The organism is Devosia crocina (assembly GCF_900116545.1).
Classification (GTDB): domain Bacteria; phylum Pseudomonadota; class Alphaproteobacteria; order Rhizobiales; family Devosiaceae; genus Devosia; species Devosia crocina.
The window spans coordinates 654,085-676,160 of sequence record NZ_FPCK01000001.1 but is presented as its reverse complement, the minus strand read 5'-3'; the positions used below and the strand labels follow the sequence as shown (position 1 = coordinate 676,160).

Annotated in this window: 15 protein-coding genes, 1 pseudogene and 1 riboswitch; of the genes and pseudogenes, 8 read left to right on the top strand and 8 right to left on the bottom strand. The window is 60.8% G+C overall.

All coding sequences use genetic code 11. The features are described from left to right. Positions 1-4: 4 nt before the first annotated feature. Together BM364_RS03115 and BM364_RS03110 are read right to left on the bottom strand one after the other, a co-directional pair. Positions 5-985, bottom strand: coding sequence for an ABC transporter permease (locus tag BM364_RS03115; RefSeq protein ID WP_092420772.1), 981 nt, complete (start codon positions 983-985; stop codon positions 5-7). 168 nt (positions 986-1,153) lie between these two features. Then, positions 1,154-2,731, bottom strand: coding sequence for an ABC transporter substrate-binding protein (locus BM364_RS03110; RefSeq protein ID WP_092420769.1), 1,578 nt, complete (start codon positions 2,729-2,731; stop codon positions 1,154-1,156). A gap of 390 nt (positions 2,732-3,121) precedes the next feature. Here BM364_RS03110 and BM364_RS03105 point away from each other — a divergent pair, with 390 nt between their 5' ends. From BM364_RS03105 to BM364_RS03090, 4 genes are all read left to right on the top strand, one after another. Next, positions 3,122-4,183 carry a FecCD family ABC transporter permease gene (locus BM364_RS03105; protein WP_092423815.1) on the top strand — a complete coding sequence of 354 codons (1,062 nt, stop codon included), beginning with the start codon at positions 3,122-3,124 and terminating at the stop codon, positions 4,181-4,183. Further along, complete coding sequence (locus BM364_RS03100; RefSeq protein WP_092420766.1) at positions 4,180-5,193, top strand: ATP-binding cassette domain-containing protein; 1,014 nt, start codon at positions 4,180-4,182, stop codon at positions 5,191-5,193. The genes BM364_RS03105 and BM364_RS03100 overlap by 4 nt, the downstream gene beginning before the upstream one ends. Next, positions 5,190-6,374, top strand: a complete 1,185-nt coding sequence (locus tag BM364_RS03095) for an ABC transporter substrate-binding protein (RefSeq protein ID WP_092420763.1) — start codon at positions 5,190-5,192, stop codon at positions 6,372-6,374. Before BM364_RS03100 ends, BM364_RS03095 begins: the two co-directional genes overlap by 4 nt. A gap of 71 nt (positions 6,375-6,445) precedes the next feature. After that, positions 6,446-6,637, top strand: a riboswitch (cobalamin riboswitch). 165 nt (positions 6,638-6,802) lie between these two features. Then, positions 6,803-8,713 (top strand): TonB-dependent receptor plug domain-containing protein, encoded by a 1,911-nt coding sequence (locus BM364_RS03090; protein WP_092423813.1) that lies wholly within the window; start codon positions 6,803-6,805, stop codon positions 8,711-8,713. A gap of 98 nt (positions 8,714-8,811) precedes the next feature. Here BM364_RS03090 and BM364_RS03085 read toward each other — a convergent pair whose 3' ends face one another. Both BM364_RS03085 and BM364_RS03080 read right to left on the bottom strand, forming a co-directional pair. After that, positions 8,812-9,312: a VOC family protein gene (locus tag BM364_RS03085; protein WP_139232464.1), complete on the bottom strand. Its 501-nt coding sequence runs from the start codon at positions 9,310-9,312 to the stop codon at positions 8,812-8,814. 3 nt (positions 9,313-9,315) lie between these two features. After that, positions 9,316-9,858: a TetR/AcrR family transcriptional regulator gene (locus BM364_RS03080; RefSeq protein ID WP_244542753.1), complete on the bottom strand. Its 543-nt coding sequence runs from the start codon at positions 9,856-9,858 to the stop codon at positions 9,316-9,318. Between the two features lie 116 nt (positions 9,859-9,974). On the opposite strand from BM364_RS03080, the gene BM364_RS03075 reads away from it, so the two are divergent. Next, complete coding sequence (locus BM364_RS03075) at positions 9,975-10,388, top strand: VOC family protein (RefSeq protein ID WP_092420754.1); 414 nt, start codon at positions 9,975-9,977, stop codon at positions 10,386-10,388. A 140-nt stretch (positions 10,389-10,528) separates the two neighbouring features. Then, positions 10,529-14,256, top strand: a pseudogene (gene metH, locus BM364_RS03065) (methionine synthase). Here the strand turns inward: metH and BM364_RS03060 are convergent. The 4 genes from BM364_RS03060 to BM364_RS03045 form a co-directional block, all read right to left on the bottom strand. Further along, positions 14,237-14,776 (bottom strand): cob(I)yrinic acid a,c-diamide adenosyltransferase, encoded by a 540-nt coding sequence (locus tag BM364_RS03060; protein WP_092423811.1) that lies wholly within the window; start codon positions 14,774-14,776, stop codon positions 14,237-14,239. The pseudogene metH and the gene BM364_RS03060 overlap by 20 nt on opposite strands. Positions 14,777-15,032: 256 nt before the next feature. After that, complete coding sequence (arfA, locus tag BM364_RS03055) at positions 15,033-16,544, bottom strand: arabinosylfuranosidase ArfA (RefSeq protein ID WP_092423809.1); 1,512 nt, start codon at positions 16,542-16,544, stop codon at positions 15,033-15,035. 130 nt (positions 16,545-16,674) lie between these two features. Further along, positions 16,675-17,604 carry an ArsR/SmtB family transcription factor gene (locus BM364_RS03050; protein WP_092420745.1) on the bottom strand — a complete coding sequence of 310 codons (930 nt, stop codon included), beginning with the start codon at positions 17,602-17,604 and terminating at the stop codon, positions 16,675-16,677. A gap of 48 nt (positions 17,605-17,652) precedes the next feature. Next, the gene (locus tag BM364_RS03045; RefSeq protein ID WP_139232463.1) at positions 17,653-18,663 is read right to left on the bottom strand and encodes a LacI family DNA-binding transcriptional regulator; all 1,011 of its coding nucleotides are present in this window, start codon (positions 18,661-18,663) and stop codon (positions 17,653-17,655) included. Positions 18,664-18,832: 169 nt separating this feature from the next. Between BM364_RS03045 and BM364_RS03040 the strand changes: the two genes are divergently transcribed. Next, the gene (locus BM364_RS03040; RefSeq protein ID WP_210186378.1) at positions 18,833-20,680 is read left to right on the top strand and encodes a glycoside hydrolase family 2 protein; all 1,848 of its coding nucleotides are present in this window, start codon (positions 18,833-18,835) and stop codon (positions 20,678-20,680) included. A 233-nt stretch (positions 20,681-20,913) separates the two neighbouring features. Continuing rightward, entirely contained in the window at positions 20,914-21,996 is a 1,083-nt protein-coding gene (locus BM364_RS03035; protein WP_092420737.1) for an ABC transporter ATP-binding protein, read from the top strand. Positions 21,997-22,076 lie beyond the last annotated feature (80 nt).

The window sequence follows — 22,076 nt, the reverse complement described above, 5'->3', positions numbered from 1 at the left end:
GACCTTACCTCCCAGATCTGGCGCCGTCGCGCAGCCGCGGATCGACGATGAAGTACAAGATGTCTACGACGAGATTGATGATCACAAAGACCAGCGCGACGAAGACGAGATAGGCGGCCATCACGGGCACATCGACAGCAGCCACCGAATTGACGAAGAGCGAGCCCACGCCCGGCCACTGGAACACCGTTTCGGTGATGATGGCGAAGGCGATCACCGAACCGAGCTGCAAGCCGGTGATGGTGATGACGGGCACCATGGTGTTCTTGAGCGCATGGCCGAAATTGATTGCCCTCTTGCTCAGGCCGCGGGCCTTGGCGAAGCGGATATAGTCGGTGCGCATGACCTCGAGCATCTCGGCCCGCACGAGGCGCATGATCAGCGTGAGCTGAAACAGCGACAGGGTGATGGCGGGCAGGATCAGCGAGCGCAATCCCGATTGGGTAAGCAGACCCGTTCGCCACCAGCCGATCTGCACCACGTCGCCGCGCCCGAAGGAGGGCAGCCATTTGAGCTCGACTGCAAACACATAGATGAGCCCGATGCCGATCAGAAATGTCGGCAAGGAAACCCCGATCAGCGACAGCGTCATGATCACGCCCGTCGAAAAGGCGCGCTGGCGCAGGGCTGTGTAGATGCCGAGCATGACACCGAAAACGAGAGCGATGATCGAGGAGGCGACGGCAAGCTCGATGGTTGCGGGCAAACGCTCGAGGATCAATTGGCTGACCGGCTGCTGCAGGCGATAGGACACGCCGAACTGGCCCTGCAGGGCATTGATCACGAAGTTGAAGAACTGGATATAGAACGGCTGGTTGAGCCCGAGACGTTCGCGTGCCTGCTCATAGTCGGCCATCGTGGCATCCTGGCTGAGCAGGTTGGCCAAGGGATCGCCGACATAGCGGAAGACGAGGAAGGCGATAAACGCCACGACAAGCATGACGATGACGGATTGCAGTAGCCGTCGTGCAATAAAGGCGAGCATGGGCGCCCCTTACAGCGTGCCTCCCGAAGCGATTGCGGTTTTCAGGATAAGGTCACGCGCCAGAAATAACCAAAGCGCGGCCGGCCGGTCACGAAGATCGGATGGCGCTTAGGATGGCAGGCCGCCGCAAAACTCTGACGTCGTGCGGCGGCCCGGGATTTCAGCCTGTTAGTCGAATGTGACCGAAGTCATATGCGGCTGGTTCTCCGGTTGCACCGGCAGGGTCACGCCTTCGCGCATGGCATAGGCGAGCACCTGGTTATGCACCGGCAGCAGCACGCGGTCGGCCTTCACCACTTCCCAGATTTCGGCAACGGTCGCATCGCGGGTCGCCTGGTCGCTTTCGACGTTGAGCGAAACGATCTTCTCGTCCAGTTCCGGGTTGGAATAGAGCCCGACATTATAGGTGCCGAGTTCGTCGGTCTTGGTATGGACCAGGTCGTTGAAGACATAGGCGCTGTCAAAGGTCGGAACGCCCCAGCCGAGCAGATAGAAATCGGACTGGTTAGCCAGGATCAGCGGGCTGTGCTCGGCAACCGGGCGGGACGCCAGCGTCACGTTGATGCCGATCTGCCCGAGCATGCCCACATAAGCGGTCGAGATCGCTTCATCGTTGATATAGCGATTGTTCGGCGTGTCGAGCGTCACCGAGAAGCCATCGGGATAGCCGGCTTCGGCCATCAGTTCGCGGGCACGTTCCACATCGGGAGCCGGATAGGCGTCGAGCTCTTCGGTCCAGCCAGCCACGAAAGGCGGGTTGGGGATACCCGTCGGAATCGACTGGCCACGCATCACCACCTGCTGGATGGCGTCGCGGTCGAGCACCAGTTCCATGGCTTCGCGGACCAGCGGGTTGTTGAAGGGATTGCTGTCGGTGATGTTGGACGAGGCCAGCGGCTCGTCGCCGAACTTGTAGCCGAAATGGATGAAGCGGTTTTCCGGACCCGTTTCGATCTTGAAGCCTTCGGTGTTGGACAGGCGCTGAATATCCTGCGGCGGCACGTCCTGGACGATATCGACTTCACCCGAAAGCAGGGCCGAGATCCGAGTCTGTGCATCGGCGATGGTGAGATAGTGTATCTCGGTCACCGCCGGGGTCTCGCCCCACCAGCCTTCGTTGAGCGCCAGCACTGTCCGCACGTCCACTTCGCGCGATTCGAGCGTGTAGGGGCCGGTGCCATTGGTGTTGAGAACGGCGTGGTTGGTCGCGCCGCTGGCAAAATCCTGGACCGTCGCCAGATCGTTTTCGTCCGACCAGGTCTTGTCCATGATGAAAGTGTTGGTCAGGTTGTTCGGATAGATGAGCGAGGGCCCTTCCATCTGGAACTCGACGGTATAGTCGTCGACCGCGGTCACCGATTCCACTTCGGCATGCAGCTGGCGCATGTTCGAGAACTCGCTCTTGGCGCGCTCGATGGAATACACCACGTCTTCGGCGGTGAAGTCGTTGCCGTTGTGGAATTTCACGCCTTCGCGCAGCTTGAACACCCACACGGTGTCATCGCCTTCCTTGAGCGCCCATTCAGTGGCGAGGCGCGGCTGCAGATTACCGTCATTGTCGCGCTCGAGCAGCGTTTCATAGATGTGGTGAGCGAGTGTGTGGGTGTTACCCTGGTTCTGCGAGTGCGGATCAAGGGTAAGGGCATCCGAGGAGCGAGCCCAGCGAATGGTCTCGGCATTGGCCACACCGGCGAGCATGGTCGACGCGACGAGCGCAGCGGCAATGCGAGTCAGTGAAGTGTGCATTAACGTTCTCTCCGTTCCTGAATAGGCGCCTTCTCACAAATCCCTCGGAAGGCTTGGGCCACACAAAAGCCCAGTTTTTTCAGGAGCGCAATTGTCCAGAACGCTCGGAATAGTCACACAAGCTCGACAAAGCTGTGACAAACACCTTGCCGAACGGATTTTAGTGAATCAGTTCGGCACATAAACTGCCCTGCTGCTCTGAAATACATGACGTGCTCCATCGCACGTCATGTATACGTTGACCAGCCGGGTTTTCTTCCAATAAGGCGCGAAAAAACGTGTCGCGGTTCTGAAAAGTGCGCGTTCAGACCGCCTGTAGCTCGTCCGCCGGTTTGCTTCTCTGCGCAATCTCGGCCATAGACCTAGGTGATCAAGCGCGGCAAATGGACAATGTCTTTGGAGCACCATGAGTTCGGCCTTCGCCCGGAAGTGATCCTTGGCCTTTGCGCGGCGTTGCTGGTGCTTACCCTCCTTGCCGCCATTGCGCTTGGCTCGACTGCGATTCCCTTTTCTTCCGTCTTCGATGCCGTCCTTGGCCAATTGCCGCCGGGCCATCCGGATCACGACATCATCCTCGGCATCCGGCTCCCCCGCGCCCTGACCGCCTGCCTTGCGGGCGCCGCGCTGGGCGTTGCCGGACTGCAGATGCAGACCCTTCTTCGCAATCCGCTCGCCGATCCCTTTGTTCTGGGCGTCACCTCCGGAGCGAGCCTTGGGGTTGCCTTGGTCGTGCTTGCCTCGGGCAGCGCCATCGGCACGTTTCTCGCCAGCGGCATGGGCTGGAGCGACGGCTTCATTGTCGTGGGAGCGGCCACCCTCGGCGGCCTCCTTGTTCTTGTCCCGACCCTTGCCATTGCCGCGCGCCTCAAAAGCGCTGCCACCGTTCTCATCTTCGGCCTGATGGTCGGCTATGCCATCTCCGCCTTCGTTACCGTTCTTATTGCCGGCGCTGCGCCCTATCAGCTCGAACGCTGGACGGCCTGGGGATTTGGCTCCTTTAGCGCTGTCACCTGGACCCAGCTTCAGGTTCTCGTGCCCGTCATCGCTCTTGGCCTCGGCATTGGCCTGCTCTCGATCAAGCAGCTCAACGCCCTGCTTCTAGGCGAAAACTACGCGCGCTCCATGGGCCTAAACACAGCCCTCATGAGGCTCGTCACCATGGGCAGCGCCTCGCTTCTTGCCGGAGCCGTCACCGCCTTTTGCGGCCCCATAGGGTTTCTGGGCATTGCCATACCGCACACGGCCCGCGCGCTTTTCAGAACCTCCGACCATCGGCTCCTTGTTCCCGCAACCATTGTCCTGGGCGCCGAAATCGCGCTTCTGGCCCAGCTCATTTCCCTCCTGCCCGGCCAATTCGGCGTTCTGCCGCTCAATGCCATCACCGCCCTTATTGGCGCTCCCATAGTGCTGCTGGTCATCCTGCGCTCGCGCCGTGGAGTTTTCTCCGGATGATACCGGCCCTCCAAACGCGCGCACTCACCATCGGCTATCGCCGCCATGGCAAGGCTCAGGCCCTGCTCGACCAACTCGATCTCGCCGTCGCGCCAGGCGAGCTGGTCTCGCTGCTGGGGCGGAACGGGGCAGGCAAGTCGACCCTCCTGCGCACCCTTGCCCGCAGCCAGCCCCCACTTTTCGGCTCGGTGCTGATCCGCGGCCAGGATGCAGCGCGCCTCTCCGCATACGATCTTGCACGCGCTGTGGGCGTGCTCCTGACCGAACGCCTCGCTTTCGCAGCCATGCCGGCCCTGCGTCTGGTCGAGCTGGGCCGCTATCCACATACCGGCTGGTCAGGCAGCCTCTCTCAGGGAGATCGCACTATCGTTGCCGAAGCCATTGCCGCCGTGGGCGCGCAGCACCTTGCCCAGCGCGACATGGCCGAACTCTCCGATGGCGAGCGGCAGCGCATCATGATCGCGCGAGCCCTTGCGCAGCGTCCCGCGGTCCTGCTGCTCGATGAACCCACCGCCTATCTCGATGTGTCAGCGCGGGTCGAAATGTTTGCTATGCTCCGGCACCTGGCGCGCGAACAGAATGTCGCAATCATTCTTTCCAGCCACGATCTCGATCTCTCGCTTCGCCTCTCCGACACCGTGTGGCTGATCGATAAAGCAAACCGCCTTATCCACGGAGCGCCCGAAGACCTCCTGAGCGGCACCGCGCTTTCAGCAGCATTTTCGAGCAATGCCATCGACTTCTCCCTAACCGAGCGCAGCTTCCGCATCCTCTCCCGGCTGCGTGGCGAAGTCTTCGTTTCGGCAACAGGGGCGGAACGCGACTTGCTCCGCACCGTATTGGAGCGGGAAGGCTATGGCCTGACCGACGAGCCGAACCGCGCTTCCTTCTCCGTTTTGGCGACCGCCGAGGGCTGGACCCTCCGAACGACCCAGGGCACAAGCGGCGGCAGCAGCTATGCCGACCTCGCCCACACCGTGCGCAGTCTCGACGAAAACCCCGTGCCATGAGCCCTGTTCTTGCAGCCCTCCTCGCCCTTCTTGCTGCCGCACCCGCCGCGGCCGCATCCCCCCTTTTGGATGCTGAAGGCTGCGCTGCAGATTATGCGCCGGGTACCAGCTACTTCCCCGAGCAGTCGCACCCCGATTACGCCGAGGGCTTTTCCGTCGCCTACTTAGATCACTACAAGATCCTGACGGTCACTCCGCCCGATACCACTGAACCGAGCGCCACCTATGTTCTCGTCCAGTGCGGCACGCCGGACCCGGAACTGGGTCCTGAGCTTGCCGGCGCGCCACGCATTCAGATTCCTATCCGGTCGCTTTTCGTGGGCAGCACATCGGCCAATCCCGCGCTCGTCGCCATCTCCGCGGTCCCCGCGATCACAGGCGTCGCGCAGCGCGATTTCATTGCCACCGCCGAGGTGATCGACCATATCCACACCAAACCGGTCGTTGAATATGCCCCGTCCGGAATCGCCAATATCGAGGCAGCGCTCGCCAACCGGCCAGACCTTTTGCTGGCGGCCGGTGGCGACGAAACCGAGTTGCAGCGCATTGCCGGGGCCGGCATTCCCGTCGCCGGCTTCGCCGATTGGCAGGAAACATCCCCCCTCGGCCGGGCCGAATGGGTCAAGTTTGTCGGGCTCTTCTTTAATGCCGAAGCCAAGGCCAATGCGGCCTTCGACGAAGTGGCCCGCAGCTACCAGACGGCAACCGCCCGCGTCGCCGGTATTCCCCAAAGCGAGCGGCCGCTCGTGCTCAGCGGCCAGGCCTTCAACGGCGTCTTCTTTGCCGCCGGTGGCCGGTCCTTCATGGCACAACTGATCGGCGACGCCGGCGGCCGCTATGTCTTTGCCGAAAACACCAGTACCGGCAGTTTCCAGATCCGCGATCTCGAGCTGCTGGTCTCCCGCGCCCGGTCCGCCCGTGTCTGGATCCAGGCCTCGATGAACTACCTCACGCTTGCCGATATCCAAGCCGAAGATCCTCGACTCGCGGCCCTGCCCGCTGCTAAGGCTGGCCAGGTCTGGATACCCGACGCCCTTAAGGGTCCCAATGGCGGCGTGCAGTTCTACGAACTGGGCAGCATGCGGCCCGACCTTGTGCTGATGGACCTGATCTCCATCCTCCACCCCGATCGCACGCCTGGCTATCGCCGCGTTTTCAACCGGTCGATCGCCATCGACTGAGCGCGGCCAAGCCGCTGTTGATATGCATATAAGGAAATCCTTATGTCATTGACACGGCAGGCGGCCTTCGCCATTCTCGCGCGGTCCATGGTCCCTGCAAGGGGATAATAGGGAAGCCGGTGCGGGAGCCATCCCCAGTCCGGCGCTGCCCCCGCAACTGTCAGCGGAAACGAGGTCTCATTGTCCACTGGCCACCTGGCTGGGAAGGCGAGATTTCGGCCTGATCCGCAAGCCAGGAGACCTGCCGTGGAAGTGAACTCCATTTCGGGCCGATCGGGCGGATCGGCGAGAGGACCCAAATCGATGATTGCTCATCGCCTCCCTGTGCTGCCGGCGCGCTGATCGCCTCCCCCAGTTTCCTTCGTCTGCCCCTGCGCTGGCCGCTGCCGCTCCGTGCCGCGCTGATTTCGCCTCAAGAAAGCCCTTCCATGCGTTCCTCGTCCCTTGCCATTCTTGCAGCCATGCTTGCCACGACGCTGCCCGCTGCCGCACAGCAGACCACCCTTGCCCCCCTCGTGATCAATGCCGCAGGCCTCACTCCCTTCGAAGAACAGCAACTGGGCCGCTCCTATACCGTGATCGATAGTGAAACGATCGCGCTCACCAAGCCCGCCTATGTCACCGATATCCTGCGCACCGTCCCCGGCTTCGCCGTGTCGCAGAGCGGCTCCCCCGGCAATCTGACCCAGCTGCGCGTGCGGGGCGCCGAGGCCAACCACGTGCTGGTGCTGATCGACGGCATTCCGGCCAGCGAGACCTCGACCGGTGAGTTTGATTTCGGTCGCCTCGCCGTTTCCAATATCGAGCGCATCGAAGTTCTGCGCGGCCCGCAAAGCGCCTTCTGGGGCTCGAACGCCATGGCCGGCGTCATCAATATCGTCACCAGGTCGGCAAGTGCAGATGGTTTCAGCGGCAGCGTTGCGACCGAATTCGGTACCGATGGCACGAGGATGACGGGCGGCTCGCTGGCCTATGGGCAGGATAATTTCCGCGCCTCGGGCGGGCTGACCCTGCGCCACACGGATGGCTTCAACATCTCGTCCCTCGGCGACGAACTCGATGGGTCCGACCATATCGACGCCAATGCCCGCTTCAGCGCCGACATCACCCCTTCCCTGACGCTGGATGGCACGCTGCGCTATGGCCGCGTTTTCGCCGAGAGCGACTGGCAGGATTTTTCAAGCATCGTCCAGGACACTTCGGATACGACGCGCCTTCATGAACTCTTCGGCTCTTTGGGGCTCAAGTGGGTCAGCGAAGACGGGCTCTGGTTCCAGAATGCGCGGGTCAGCGCCGGCTCGACCGACCGTTTATCGACCGACCGCTTTGGCGCCATCGCCGATTCTTCGGTTGGCGACCGCTATACTGGCTCCTACCAAGTCGGGCGCCATTTCGACACGCCCGACTTCCTCGACAGCACGCATACGGTGACCCTCGGCTACGATTTCGTGCACGAAACCTTCCAGCGCCTCGGCTCCACCGCGATAACCGATCCGAGCATGCTCGACCCCAAGGCACGCACGAGCCATTCGCTGGTCGGCGAATATCGCGGCACCTATTATGATCAGGTCTTTCTCACCGCCGCCCTGCGCCACGATTTCAACGATGCCTTTGCCGATAGCACCACCTATAGCTTGAGCGGCGCATGGCAGATCCCCGATACTGGCACCAAGCTGCACGCCTCTGCCGGCACCGGCTCGACCAATCCGACCTTTTTCGAACAGTTCGGCTATATCCCGAACTCGTTTATCCCCAACCCGAACCTTGTGCCGGAAACCGGCTTCGGCTGGGATGCCGGGGTACAGCAGAGCCTGTTCGACGGCATGCTCGTGCTCGATGCGACCTATTTCAATCTCACGCTCGACAACGAGATCGCGACCCAAGGCTTCAATCCCGGCACCGTGGTCAACTCGCCCGGCACCAGCACCCGCCAGGGTGTGGAACTGACCGCCAATCTTGACTTCTTCAACGGCTTCACCGCCGGGGTGAGCTACACCTATGTCGATGCGCGCAATGCCGACGACACCCGCGAAATCCGCCGCCCAGAGCATTCCGGCGCCCTCAATCTCGCCTATGCCTTCGCGGACATCCCGCTTTCGGTCCATGGTCAACTGGTGATGACCGGCGATACGCTCGACACCGATTTCGCCACTTGGCCGGCAACCGACGTGATCCTGCCCGCCCACGCCGTGGTCAATGGCGGCGTCAACTACCAGCTCAGCGACCAAGTCGAACTCTATGGCCGCGTGCACAACCTTTTCGACACCCAGTATCAGGACGTTCTCGGCTACAACACCCAGGGCCGCACCTTCTACGCCGGCGCCAAGGCCAGCTTCTAGATAAAGCCGATCCCCGCCTCTGGCCGTGGCCTGAGGCGGGGATTGTGCCAAGCAAGAAGCGGCTTTTCAGGAAGGTTGGGGGATTCGGAACCGCCATTCTATCTGTTCACGAAGTTCTTGGGCGGTTCGCTCAGATTGATCCGATTGCCTTCGGGATCAAAAACCTGAGCAACAGCGCCGAAATCGCCGCTGAACTCATTCTCCATACGAATGCCAACTTCGGCCAGGCGTTGTTTTTCCTGCTGCAAATCTTTGACAACGATGGTCATTATGGACCGGCCAGCCCGTTGCTCGTCCTGCCAAACTTGCAAGCCGGCAGCACCCATATTGCGCCACTGCGCCATTCCCGGGATTGGTAGATCATCGGCTTTGCGCCCCATCAAGGCTGCATACCACGCAAGTGCTGCCTCGAAATCCTTCACGACCGCAGCCGCGTAGATGCCTTGTACGTCAACTGTTCTGCTCATCCCTGATCTCACGCTTTCAAAACCGTCACATTCAGCCATTGTTGCTGTACCGATATGACGATCCAACCGGCCCTGACGCGACAGCCTCTGCAAAAAACCGGAAATAATAAGCAGCAGGCGGCAAAGCGGCACGCCTCAGTCCGCGCTTAAGCGCTCAGCGACCGTCTCGATGAGCTCGATCACTGCAGCTTCGTAGACATCCTTAGCTCCACCCTGGTCGATCGCAAGTGCAGCTCTGTCGAAAGCAGCGGACAACAAGTCCGCGGAGGCAGCAAGCCTGTCGATGTCGGCACCGGGTGCAATTTCGCGCAAGCCGTTGACGAGCGTCGTGGCTCCGCTCTGCCCGTCTATCGATCTCATTTGGGCAGGCCCGAGAACAGTCGGACCGTCTACCAAAAGCAGTCTGCACCGCCCCTCTTTGCCCATGGCCTGCAGATAAGCTTGCGCACCGGTGATCAAGTGCGCATTGCCGTTATTATGTTCCGGCGTAGCTCTTTCGATCTCCCAGGCAACCGCCTCGGCTTCGCTTGTAATCACAGCTTCAAAGAGTGCCCGTTTATCGGCGAACTGATGATAAAGCGCGCCCCGGGAAACCCCTGCTTCTTCAGAGATGTCAGGCGTCGAGGTGTCCGCATAACCGTGTGCGATGAACAGCCGGCGCGCTGCTGCGACCAACATGCTGCGTGTGGCTTCGCTCCGTTGGATATTGGTGCGTCTTTTCTCTTGCATACAAACAGCCTGTATATTTTTATAAACAGACAGACTGTACGATTTTTCAGAGGACAATGCCAGCTATGAAGATCACCAGCTACTACCCCGTAATTATGACCGATGCCGTAGACACAACATCGGCTTTCTGGCGAACGCACTTTGATTTTGCGCCAGTTTTCGAAAGCGACTGGTACGTTCACCTGCAGCACTCCACGCACGCTGACGTGAACATTGCCGTGCTGCACCGCGATCACCAGACCATCCCGGTCCCAGGTCGAGGCTCCACTGCCGCCGGACTTCTCATCAACTTCGAAGTGGAGGACGTGGACGCGTTCTACTCCTACGCTCAGTCAGCAAAGCTGCCTATCCTGCTGGACCTGCGAGATGAAGCGTTTGGGCAGCGGCACTTCATAACCAATGACCCCAATGGCGTCATGATCGACATCATCAAGCCGATAGCCCCCAGCGAAGAATTCCTGGCGCAATATCAGAGTTGACCGGCAGACATCTCACGGTGGACGTGGCGACCTGCTCCTATCGCCACCCTTCACACCCTCGCCCTTGTACACCACATGCCGCTTGGCTTCCCTTTAGGGGCAGCAATCGCTAAAAGCCCCTCTGAAAACACGAGGTCGTCATGTCGGTAGTCCCGTCTCCCAGCCGGAAGGTTCTGGAGAAACTCGCGCGGGAGCGCATTCTCATTCTTGATGGAGCCATGGGTACGCAGATCCAGGGCCTTGGTCTGAACGAGGACGACTTCGTGGGCCATGGCTCCGGTCATGCCTGCCGGCACCATTCCGATCATCCGCAGAAGGGTAATAACGACCTCCTGATCCTGACCCAGCCCGAGGCGATCGAAGAGATCCACTTCAAATACGCCATGGCCGGTGCCGACATCGTCGAGACCAACACCTTCTCGGCAACGACAATCGCCCAGGCCGATTACGGGATGGAATCCGCCGTGCACGACCTCAACGTCGAGGGTGCACGCGTCGTCCGTCGTGCGCTCGACCGCGCGACGGCCATCGACGGCAAGCCGCGCTTCGTCGCCGGTGCAGTGGGCCCCACCAATCGCACCGCTTCGATCAGTCCGGATGTGAATAATCCCGGCTATCGCGCCGTGACCTTCGAAGATTTGCGCCAGGCCTATTCCGAACAGGTCAATGGCCTTATCGCCGGTGGCGCCGATGTCATCCTGATCGAGACCATCTTCGATACCCTCAACGCCAAGGCCGCCATCTTTGCCTGCATGGAAGCATTCGAAAAAACCGGCGTGGCCCTGCCGATGATGATCTCGGGCACCATCACCGACGCGTCCGGCCGCACCCTGACTGGCCAGACCCCGACTGCTTTCTGGCATTCGGTGCGCCATTCGCGTCCCTTTACCATCGGCCTCAATTGCGCCCTCGGCGCCGAGGCAATGCGGCCGCACATGGCCGAGATCGCTGCGGTGGCCGATACCTTCACCTGCGCCTACCCCAATGCGGGCCTCCCCAATGCGTTCGGTCAATATGACGAAGGTCCGGAAGACACGGCGCGGCAAATCCGCGAATTCGCGAAAGAAGGTCTCGTCAATGTCGTGGGCGGATGCTGCGGCACCACCCCTGATCATATCCGCGCCATTTCCGAAGCCGTCGCCGGCATCAAGCCAAGGACCGTGAATTGAACCGCTATCTCCGGCTCTCCGGCCTCGAACCCTTCGTCCTCACGCCCGATATTCCCTTCGTCAATATCGGCGAACGCACCAACGTCACCGGCAGCGCCCGCTTCCGCAAGCTCATCACCGCCCGCGATTATCCGGCCGCGCTTGCGGTGGCGCGTGACCAGGTCGAGAACGGTGCCCAGGTCATCGACATCAACATGGACGAGGGCCTGATCGACTCCAAGGCCGCCATGGTCGAGTTCCTCAACCTGATCGCCTCCGAGCCCGAGATCGCCCGTGTCCCGGTGATGATCGACTCGTCCAAATGGGAGGTGATCGAGGCGGGCCTGCAATGCGTTCAGGGCAAGCCCATCGTCAATTCGATCAGCCTTAAGGAAGGCGAGGACCAGTTCCGCCATTATGCGGGCCTTTGCCTTGCCTACGGTGCTGCCGTTGTCGTCATGGCGTTTGACGAAGTCGGCCAGGCCGACACCTATCAGCGCAAGATCGATATCTGCGCCCGGGCCTACAAGATCCTCGTCGAGGACATGGGCTTTCCGCCAGAAGACATCATCTTCGACCCCAACGTCTTTGCGGTCGCCACCGGTATCGAAGAGCACGACAATTACGGCGTCGACTTCATAGAAGCGACGCGCTGGATCCGCCAGAACCTGCCACACGCGCACATTTCGGGCGGCGTTTCCAACCTCTCCTTCAGCTTCCGCGGCAATGAGCCGGTGCGCGAAGCCATGCACGCCGTATTCCTCTACCACGCCATCAAGGCGGGCATGGATATGGGCATCGTCAATGCCGGACAGCTCGCCGTCTATGACCAGATCGACCCTGAGCTACGCGAAGCCTGCGAAGACGTCGTGCTCAACCGCAAGCCCAAGGCCGGCGGCACCGCGACCGAGCGCATGCTGGAAATCGCCGAGCGCTTCAAGGGCGGCGCGCGCGAAGAAAAGGTCCGCGACCTCGCCTGGCGCGAATGGCCCGTGGCCAAGCGCATCGAGCATGCCTTGGTCAATGGCATCACCGAATTCATCGAAGCCGATACCGAGGAAGCCCGCCAGAGCGCCGAGCGCCCGCTGCACGTGATCGAAGGCCCGCTGATGGCCGGCATGAACGTGGTCGGCGACCTATTTGGCGCGGGAAAAATGTTCCTGCCCCAGGTGGTGAAATCTGCGCGTGTCATGAAGCAGGCTGTCGCCGTGCTGCTGCCCTATATGGAAGCCGAAAAGGAGGCCAATGGCGGGTCGGATCGTCAGTCGGCAGGCAAAATCCTGATGGCGACGGTCAAGGGCGACGTTCACGACATCGGCAAGAACATCGTCGGCGTCGTGCTCGCCTGCAACAATTACGAGATCATCGACCTCGGCGTCATGGTGCCGCCACAGAAAATTCTGGAAACGGCGCGGGCCGAAAACGTCGATGTCATCGGCCTTTCAGGGCTTATAACGCCCTCCCTTGATGAGATGGTGCATCTCGCCTCGGAAATGGAGCGCGAGGGTTTTGACCTTCCCCTGCTTATCGGTGGCGCCACCACCTCGCGCGTCCATACGGCAGTGAAGATTGCGCCGCGATACACGCGCGGCCAAGCGATTTACGTCACCGATGCCAGCCGTGCGGTCGGCGTTGTCGGGCAATTGCTCTCGCCGACCGCCAAGGCCGATTACGTCGCGAACATCCGCTCCGAATATGTCGAGGTTGCCGAAAAGCACGAACGCGCGGAGCTCGCCAAGCAGCGGCTGCCGCTGAGCGCGGCGCGTGCTAACGCCTTCAAGGTCGACTGGGCGGATTACAATGTCCCTGCCCCGCAGTTCTTCGGGCCCCGCGTCATCGAAAACTGGGATCTCGCCGAGATCGCACGCTATATCGACTGGACACCTTTCTTCCAGACCTGGGAATTGAAGGGCGTCTATCCGCGCATTCTCGAAGACGAAAAGCAGGGCGAAGTGGCCCGCCAGCTCTTTGCCGATGCGCAGGACATGCTCAAGCGCATCATCGATGAAAATTGGTTCAAGCCGCGAGCTGTGGTTGGCTTCTGGCCAGCCAATGCCGTGGGCGATGATATCAGGCTCTTCACCTCCGAAGAGCGCAGCGACGAGCTGGCGACGTTGTTCACATTGCGCCAGCAGACATCCAAGCGCGAGAACCGGCCCAATGTTGCCCTCGCAGACTTTGTCGCACCGCTTGGCACACCTGATTATGTCGGCGGCTTCGTCGTCACCGCAGGCCCCGAGGAGGGCGAGATCGCCGATCGCTTCGAGCGCGCCAATGACGACTTTGGCTCCATCATGGTCAAGGCGCTGGCCGATCGCTATGCCGAGGCCATGGCCGAAATGCTGCACGAGCGTGCGCGCAAGAACCTCTGGGGCTATGGTGCAGACGAGACATTCGCGCCCAATGAACTGATCGGCGAACCCTATCGCGGCATCCGCCCCGCGCCCGGCTATCCGGCTCAGCCCGATCACACCGAGAAGCTGACGCTGTTCCGCCTTCTGGATGCCGAAGCCAATACCGGCGTCACGCTGACCGAAAGCATGGCCATGTGGCCGGGATCATCCGTCTCCGGCATCTATATCGGCCATCCCGACGCCTATTATTTCGGCGTCGCCAAGGTCGAACGCGATCAGGTGATCGACTACGCCCAGCGCAAGGGCATGGACATTGCCGAAGTCGAACGCTGGCTCGCCCCGATCCTCAACTATTCCGCCGGTTAGGCGACCACAGCCGCTCCTGCCCTTCCGCTGCAAGGCGCGCCGCAACAAACAACAAGTCCGATAGGCGATTGAGATAAATCCGCCCATCGGCCGTTCGCGCATCCTCGATCGCAATCAACCGCCGTTCGGCGCGGCGACACACGGTGCGGGCCATATGGAGCGACGCAACGGCCGGCGTACCGCCGGGCAAAATGAAATCCTTGAGGGGCGGCAAGGTGGCATTCCAGCGCGACACCGTCTCATCGATCTCCTCGATATGCTTGTCCGTCAGGACAGGATGCCCCGGCATCGATAGCGCTCCGCCAAGATCGAAGAGATCATGCTGGATCGCCACCAGCGCCTCGCGCAGAACCGGATTGGTCTGCTGACTTTCGGCAAAGCCCACGACACTGTTGAGTTCATCGACCGTCCCCATCGCCTCGATCAGGGCGTCGGTCTTGGGAAGGCGCGATCCATCGGACAGCCCGGTCGTGCCGTCATCGCCCGTCCGCGTAACGATTTTCGAGAGGCGATTGCCCATGATTTTCTCCGGTCCGGCTGTGTGGTGTTGGCCTTGGGCATACATCATTCCACCACCAAAGGAACGGTCTTACGCTCGTTCCCGGCTCACCGTCATTGCCCGGCCCGTCCGGGAATCCATCTCGCCTCCGCATGGACCACCCGGAGAGCCTTGTGGTGACGGGAAGGTGTGGCCGTCGCCGTTAAACAGCTCTCCAGACAAACAAAAACGGAGGCGCCCGCGACGCCTCCGCTTCAACATTCCAAATGCTGACGCCTTAGATCTTCACGCGCACCATCTGGTACGAGTAAGGCGGCAGGGTCACGCTCAGCTTGCCATCGACCACTGTTGCGCCTTCGCCCTTGCGCGGCTTGACCTCGTCCTGGTTCTTGGCGGTGTTTGTCGCTTCCAGGTTCGGATGCGTCATCACCTGGTGGTCGATCACGGAGCCCGTGGCAAAACCCTGCAGGCTCAGTTCAACATCCGCATTTTCCGTGCCGTGACGGTTGACGAGGAAGAAAGTCAGCGTGCTGCCCTCTTCGTCATGAACGCCCGAGATATCGACATAGGCAGCATTGTCGCCATAGCGCCCGTCATAGGTCGGGCTGTCCACCTTGAGATCGAGCGCTGTGCCGCGCCCGAAGATCGAGGCGAAATAATAGGGGTAGTAAATCGTCTGAGCCCAGGCCGGACCACCCTTTTCCGTCATGATCGGCGCGATGACGTTCACAAGCTGGGCAATACAGGCGATCTTGACCACGTCCGAGCGGCGGATGAAGGTGTTGAGGATCAACCCCACCATCAGCACGTCTTCGAAATTGTAGACGTCTTCGAGAAGCCCGGGCGCATGCGGCCAGCCGCTATTGCCGCCCAGCAGCTTCTTGTCCTGCTCCTTGGAGTGGTACCAGACGTTCCACTCGTCAAAGCAAATATAGACGTCGTGCTTGGAGCGCTTCTTGGCCTTCACCTGCTTGATGGTGGCGGCAACGGTCTCGATATAAGTGTCGAGCTTCTCCGCCATCGTGAGGAAGTTGGCCGTCTCCTTCTCCGGATTGAAGAAGTACATGTGGAGCGAAATGAAATCCACATGGTCATAGGTGTGCTCGAGCACGATGCGTTCCCAATCGGGATAGCTCGGCATATCGGCATTGGAGGAACCGCAGACGATCAGTTCGAGGCTCTTGTCGAACATGCGCATGGCGCGGGCGGTGTTGGCAGCGAGCTTGCCATATTCGGCAGCGTCCTTGTGGCCCACCTGCCAGGGGCCGTCCATCTCGTTGCCGAGGCACCAGAGCTTGACGTTCCACGGCTCCTTGCGCCCGTTCTTGATGCGCAGGTCGCTCCAGTAGGAGCCGCCGGGGTGATTGACATATTCGAGGAAGTTGCGTGCCTCGTCAACGCCGCGCGAACCGAGGTTCACCGCCAGCATCATCTCGGTGCCGACAGTCGCGCACCAGTCGGCGAACTCATGGATACCAACGTGATTGCTTTCGGAGGTATGCCAGGCAAGGTCCAGCCGCACTGGGCGCTCCTCGCGCGGGCCGATACCGTCTTCCCAGTTATAGGCGGAAACGAAATTGCCGCCGGGATAGCGCACCACAGGAACGTTGAGGTCCTTGACGAGCTTGGCCACGTCGCCGCGCATGCCGTTCTCGTCGGCAGTCGGATGATCCGGCTCGTAGATGCCTTCATAAATGGCGCGGCCGAGATGCTCGAGAAACGCTCCATAGACACGATCATCGATCTTGGCGATCGTGAATTCCTTGTTCGCGACAGCAGACGCCTTCACCGTTTCCTCCAATAGGTTCTGATTTTATGATTTACATCATTAAATCGGTTGTACAGACGGCGCTTCCGATACGCAACCCGATCAGAAGCCCTTTTGTATGATTTTTACCGCGTACGAAACCCAACACCCCTTAGCGCGAGGTTTGCAACCGCATGATGATATCCTGGTCGTAATTGCCAAAACCTCGGCCGAAAATATTGATCCCACCTGGATGCTTGGCATCTGGCTTAACCGCTATCCGTAGCCGGATCGAGTGCCGGCTGGAGAGATCGAGATCGATCAGCGAAACCGGCGAAATCTTCACCCCGTCGACATAGGTGCCCTCCTGGGTCACCCGCCAGCTCTTGAGCTTGCCATATTGGCTCCCCTTGAGCTTCCACCAGTCCGGGGTATAGACGCCCCGCTGATCGCCGAAATCGCCCGGTGAGGTCCAGGTGCCGATCTCGGTACCGTTGACCGAAAGCGTGATATCGCTCGGCCAATCTGCGGAAGTCCCCGGCACTTCCGAGCTCAGTTCCAGTGCAAATTCGAGCACTTCGATCGTGTTCTGCGCTAATTTGGCATTGTTGGGAAACTGGTATTCGAGGTAGCCGCGAGTGAACCAGATCAGCCCCGCCTTCATGCGGTCGGGCTCGAGATAGGTCTCCGGCACATCGAGAAGCCCGATGATCCCTTCGGTCGAACACAGCCCGCAGGGCGCCGAAACCTCGCAGCTGGTATAAAGCCCGAGCGGCATTGCTACTTCAATGCTGTTGGATCTGAGCGGAGTGATATCCTCCTTGAACATCACCAGCACTTCATCGAACGTCGAGTGGCAAATCTTCTGATTGCCCTTGCGCGCCTTCTGCGTCTCCGTGCGGATCAGCCCCGCCGTTTCCAGGATTTGGATATTGGTTGATACCGTCGATTGCGGCAGATCGAGCCGGTCGGCGATATCATTGCCGTTGAGCGGCCCCTCGACATGCAGAAGCTTGAGAATCCGCACCCGAACCGGCGAAGCGAGCCCCTTGAGAACCTCGATATTCTCCTCGGGATCGACAACTAGAAAATTCCGGCTCATGGCGCCCCAGCTTCAGTTTTGATTGTCGTATCAAAAAACGTGATACAATCAAGCGCTCTGGGCTTGATTCCGCGCGGTGCTCGCCCTTTCCATGAGCTTTCCTGATACAAAAATCGTGCGATCGACGAGATCGGCCGCAGAAGTCAGCGCGGCAAACGCCCGCTCCGCCATCTCGAGATACGGCAGGGTTACACTCGAAATCCCGAGATCCCGCGCGAATTCCCGGTCGTCATAGCCGATGATCGCCACATCGCCGGGCACATTCACGCCCTGCTCCCTTGCCGCTTCGAGCGCGCCGCGCGCCACGATGTCGTTCTGACAAAAGATCCCATCGGGCGGGTTTGGTAGGGCGAAGAGCTGCAGTGCTGCCTCATAGCCGCTGCGATGCCCCCAATCGCTGCTCTGCTCATAGCCGGATAAGGCCACGAGGCCAGCCTTGTTGAGCGTCCGGTGATACCCCGCCAGCCGCTCGCGACTTGCGAACTGCCACGGATCCCCCGTGATAGTCGCGATTTTTTGGCAGCCGATCTCGACCAGATGGTGTGTCGCCAAAGCACCGCCATGCCGCTCCGCCGGCAGTATCGAAAACCCCGTCCGGTCCTCGCGCCGGCAGTTGAGCAACACGTGACGGAACCGCGCCAGAAGCGCTGGCGGCGACACAATGGCCGAAAACGTGCTCGCATAAACGATGCCGGTCACCCCGACCCGGTCGAACAGTTCTAGCGCGGCGACCTCGCGGTCCGCAGCCCCATCGCTGACCTGGATCAACACCTGCACGCCCTGCGCATCGGCCCAGTTCTGCAGCCCATAGATGAGGTCGACGGGATAGGCCGACGAAATCTCGTTGATCAGCACCCCGAAAACCCGCGTCCGCGCCGGTTCGAGATCGCTCAAAAGCGGCCCCGGCGTATAGCCGAGCTCGCGCGCGACTTGCAGCACGCGTTGCCGCGTTGCTTCCGCGATCCGGACGCCAGGCACCTTGTTGAGGATCAACGACACCGATGTGCGCGAGACCTCTGCGGCCCGGGCGATGTCGACCATTTTTACGCGCTTTTTCACTGCCCACAGTCCAATATCTGAGCATTCTTGACAAGCTAACAGCGGTGACGCAGTTTGCTAAACAAATTTAGCAAACGCCTTTGGACTGAGGAGACGGCGAGCCAGCCGGACTGTCCAAAGCGCCTTCAAGCTAATGCGTTATCATAATTCATGCGCAGACGAGGAAATCTTGACCAGCCCTAACACCACGATTGCACCCAATCCGCAGTTCCGCCGCGATGGCTGGATCGATCTCTGCGGCGAATGGGGTTTTGCTCATGACGATGCCGATCAGGGCATCAAGGAAAGCTGGTGGAACAAGACTGACGCCTTCGATCGCCGCATCACCGTTCCCTACCCGCCTGAAAGCAAGCTTTCGGGCCTGCGCGAAACCGGCTTTCACCCGGTCATCTGGTATCGCCGCACCTTCCCCGCGCCCACTTTGGCACCTGGCGAAAAGCTTCTCCTCAATTTTGGGGCCGTCGATTATGCCGCCACCGTCTGGCTCAATGGCCACTGCGTCGGCAGCCATGAAGGCGGTCACGTCCCATTCTCGCTCGATGTCACCCATGCGCTGATCGAGGGCGATCAGGTGCTGGTGGTCCGCGCCGAGGATCAGCCGGAAGACGTGCGCATTCCCCGTGGCAAGCAGGATTGGCTCGAAGCCCCGCATGCCATCTGGTATCATCGCACGAGCGGCATCTGGCAGCCGGTGTGGCTCAGCGTTGTGCCCGATCTGCACCTGACCGACATTCATTTCGTTCCTGATCTCGCCAATTACCGCGTCCGGTGCGAGGTGCGTCTCAATACTGTCCCCACCGAGCCGGTGGCGCTCACCATCAAGCTCACGGCCCACGCCAAGCTCCTGGCTCAGCAGACCGTCGTGATGGCCGAAAGCGAGATGCGCATCGATATCGCCGTGCCCCAGCTCGAGAACGGGGTTCACCGCGATTATCTCCTTTGGACCCCCGAGCGCCCCAATCTCATCGACGCCGAGATCGTGTTCGATGGCGCCAAACAGGATAAGGTCGCCTCATATCTGGGCCTCCGCAGCGTCGGCGTCGGCGCCCAGCGGTTCCTCCTTAATGGCCTGCCCTATTATTTGCGCATGGTTCTCGGCCAGAACTACTGGCCTGAATCCCACCTTGCTGCGCCCAGCCCCGAGGCACTCAAGCGCGAAGTCGAGCTCATCAAGGAGATGGGTTTCAACGGCGTTCGCATCCACCAGAAGATCGAGGATCCGCGCTTTCTTTACTGGTGCGACGTGCTCGGCCTTATCGTCTGGGAGGAAATGCCCAGCGCCTATGGCTTTTCCAACTCGGCCATCGAGCGTCTCTCGAAGGAATGGATGGCCGCCATTCGCCGCGACAAGAGCCATCCCTGCATCGTCGCCTGGGTGCCGCTCAACGAGAGCTGGGGCGTGTCCCAGATCGCCGACCGCCCGGACCAGGCCCACTATGCCAGCGCCCTGTATCACCTGACCAAGGCGCTCGACCCAAGCCGCCCTGCCATCTCCAACGATGGCTGGGAGCTGGTGGAAAGCGATATCTGGTCGGTGCATGACTACGCGCCCGACGGCGCAGGGCTTGCGAGCCGCTTCCACGAAACCGCCGATCTCAAGGCGATGCTCGAGGGCATGGGCCCTGCCCGGCGCCGCATCGTGCTCGACGGTCGCGATCTCGGCGACAAGCCCATCATGCTCACCGAATTCGGCGGCCTGAGCTACCTGCCCAAGCAGGGCGAAAAGTGGCACGGCTACTCCACCGTCGACGATCCCAAGGACTTCGAAGCCCGCCTGCGCGACATCTTCTCCGCCATCGCGGCTATGCCGCATGTGGCGGGCTACTGCTACACTCAGGTCACCGACACCGAGCAGGAGGTCAATGGGCTTTTGACAGAAGGGCGCACGCCCAAACTGCCCTTCGAAACGCTGCGTGACATCACCACCATGCCCGCGGCATCCCTGCCGCACGAGCAGATCGACAATGCCCGCCGAAAAGCCCGCGCTGCCGCCGAGGATGCCGAGCCGATCGACTGACGGGCCGTCCGGCAGCTCCAATCGGCAAGGCATGACCCAGCGCCCTCGGAGGCGCTGGCGCCACAGCGCCGTCACGCGCATGTTGATACCTATCAAAAATAATGATCCAAAAATCACGTGACGGTATTGACTGCGCCTGAGATCCATCTGAAAAATAATACAAATGATTGGGCGCCTCACGTGCGGGACGCTCGACAAGTGGCGCTGCTTAGGCGTTTCGGGGAGAGAGCGATATGTCCGACATTGTTCTGAAAGAGGTCAGCAAGTCCTTTGGCGCCGTCAGCGTCCTAGACAAGGTGTCGATGCATATCTCCTCGGGCGAGTTCATCGTTTTCCTTGGACCCTCGGGCTGCGGCAAATCCACCCTCCTGCGCATGATTGCTGGTCTCGAACAGGTTTCGGGCGGCGAGATTCACCTTGGCGGCCAGCGTGTCGATCAGCTCCCGCCCAATGAGCGTGGCGTCGCCATGGTGTTCCAGAACTACGCGCTCTATCCGCACATGACGGTGCGGGACAACATGTCCTTCGGCCTCCAGAATGTCGGCACGCCCAAGGAAGAGATCAAGCGCCGCGTGGAAGACGCCGCGCGCATGCTCGAAATTTCCCAACTGCTCGATCGCAAGCCCGCGCAGCTCTCCGGCGGTCAGCGCCAGCGCGTCGCCATCGGCCGCGCCATCGTGCGCGACCCCAAGGCGTTCCTCCTCGACGAGCCGCTATCCAACCTCGACGCTGGCCTGCGCGTCCGCACCCGTCTGGAACTGGCCCAGCTTCATCATCGCATCAAGGCGACGATGATCTTCGTGACCCACGACCAGACTGAGGCCATGACCCTGGCGACACGCATCGTGGTGATGAACAACAAGCGCGTCGAACAGATCGGCACGCCCATGGAGGTTTATACGCGGCCCGCTACACGCTTTGTTGCCGGCTTTGTCGGCTCGCCCGCGATGAATTTCCTGCCGATCGCTTCGGTCAGCGACAGCAATGGTAAGGCCTCGGTGGGCCTGCCCGGCCAGACAATTGAAACTGCGGTGCCAATGGCCGGCCTGCCAAAGGACAAGCTCACCTTCGGCATTCGCCCCGAAGCTGTTCGCATCGCAGCCGAGGGCCAGGGGCTCAAAGGCGAAGCCGACGTCGTCGAGCGCCTGGGTGAAAGAACGCTGGTTTATACTCGCCTCGCCGATGGCTCGACCATCATTGCCGAAGACAAGGGCATCAGCGCCGTCCAGCCCGGCGACACGGTTTATCTGGCCATCGATGGCAACGCCGCCATGGTCTTTGACGAGGCAGGCAAAGCCTATCACGCTGCCGCCTGAGGAGAGCGGCAGAACCAATTCAGGGCCGCTCAGCGGCGACCTGGACAAAGGCCCGATCCGCTTCGCCAGCGATCGATTGG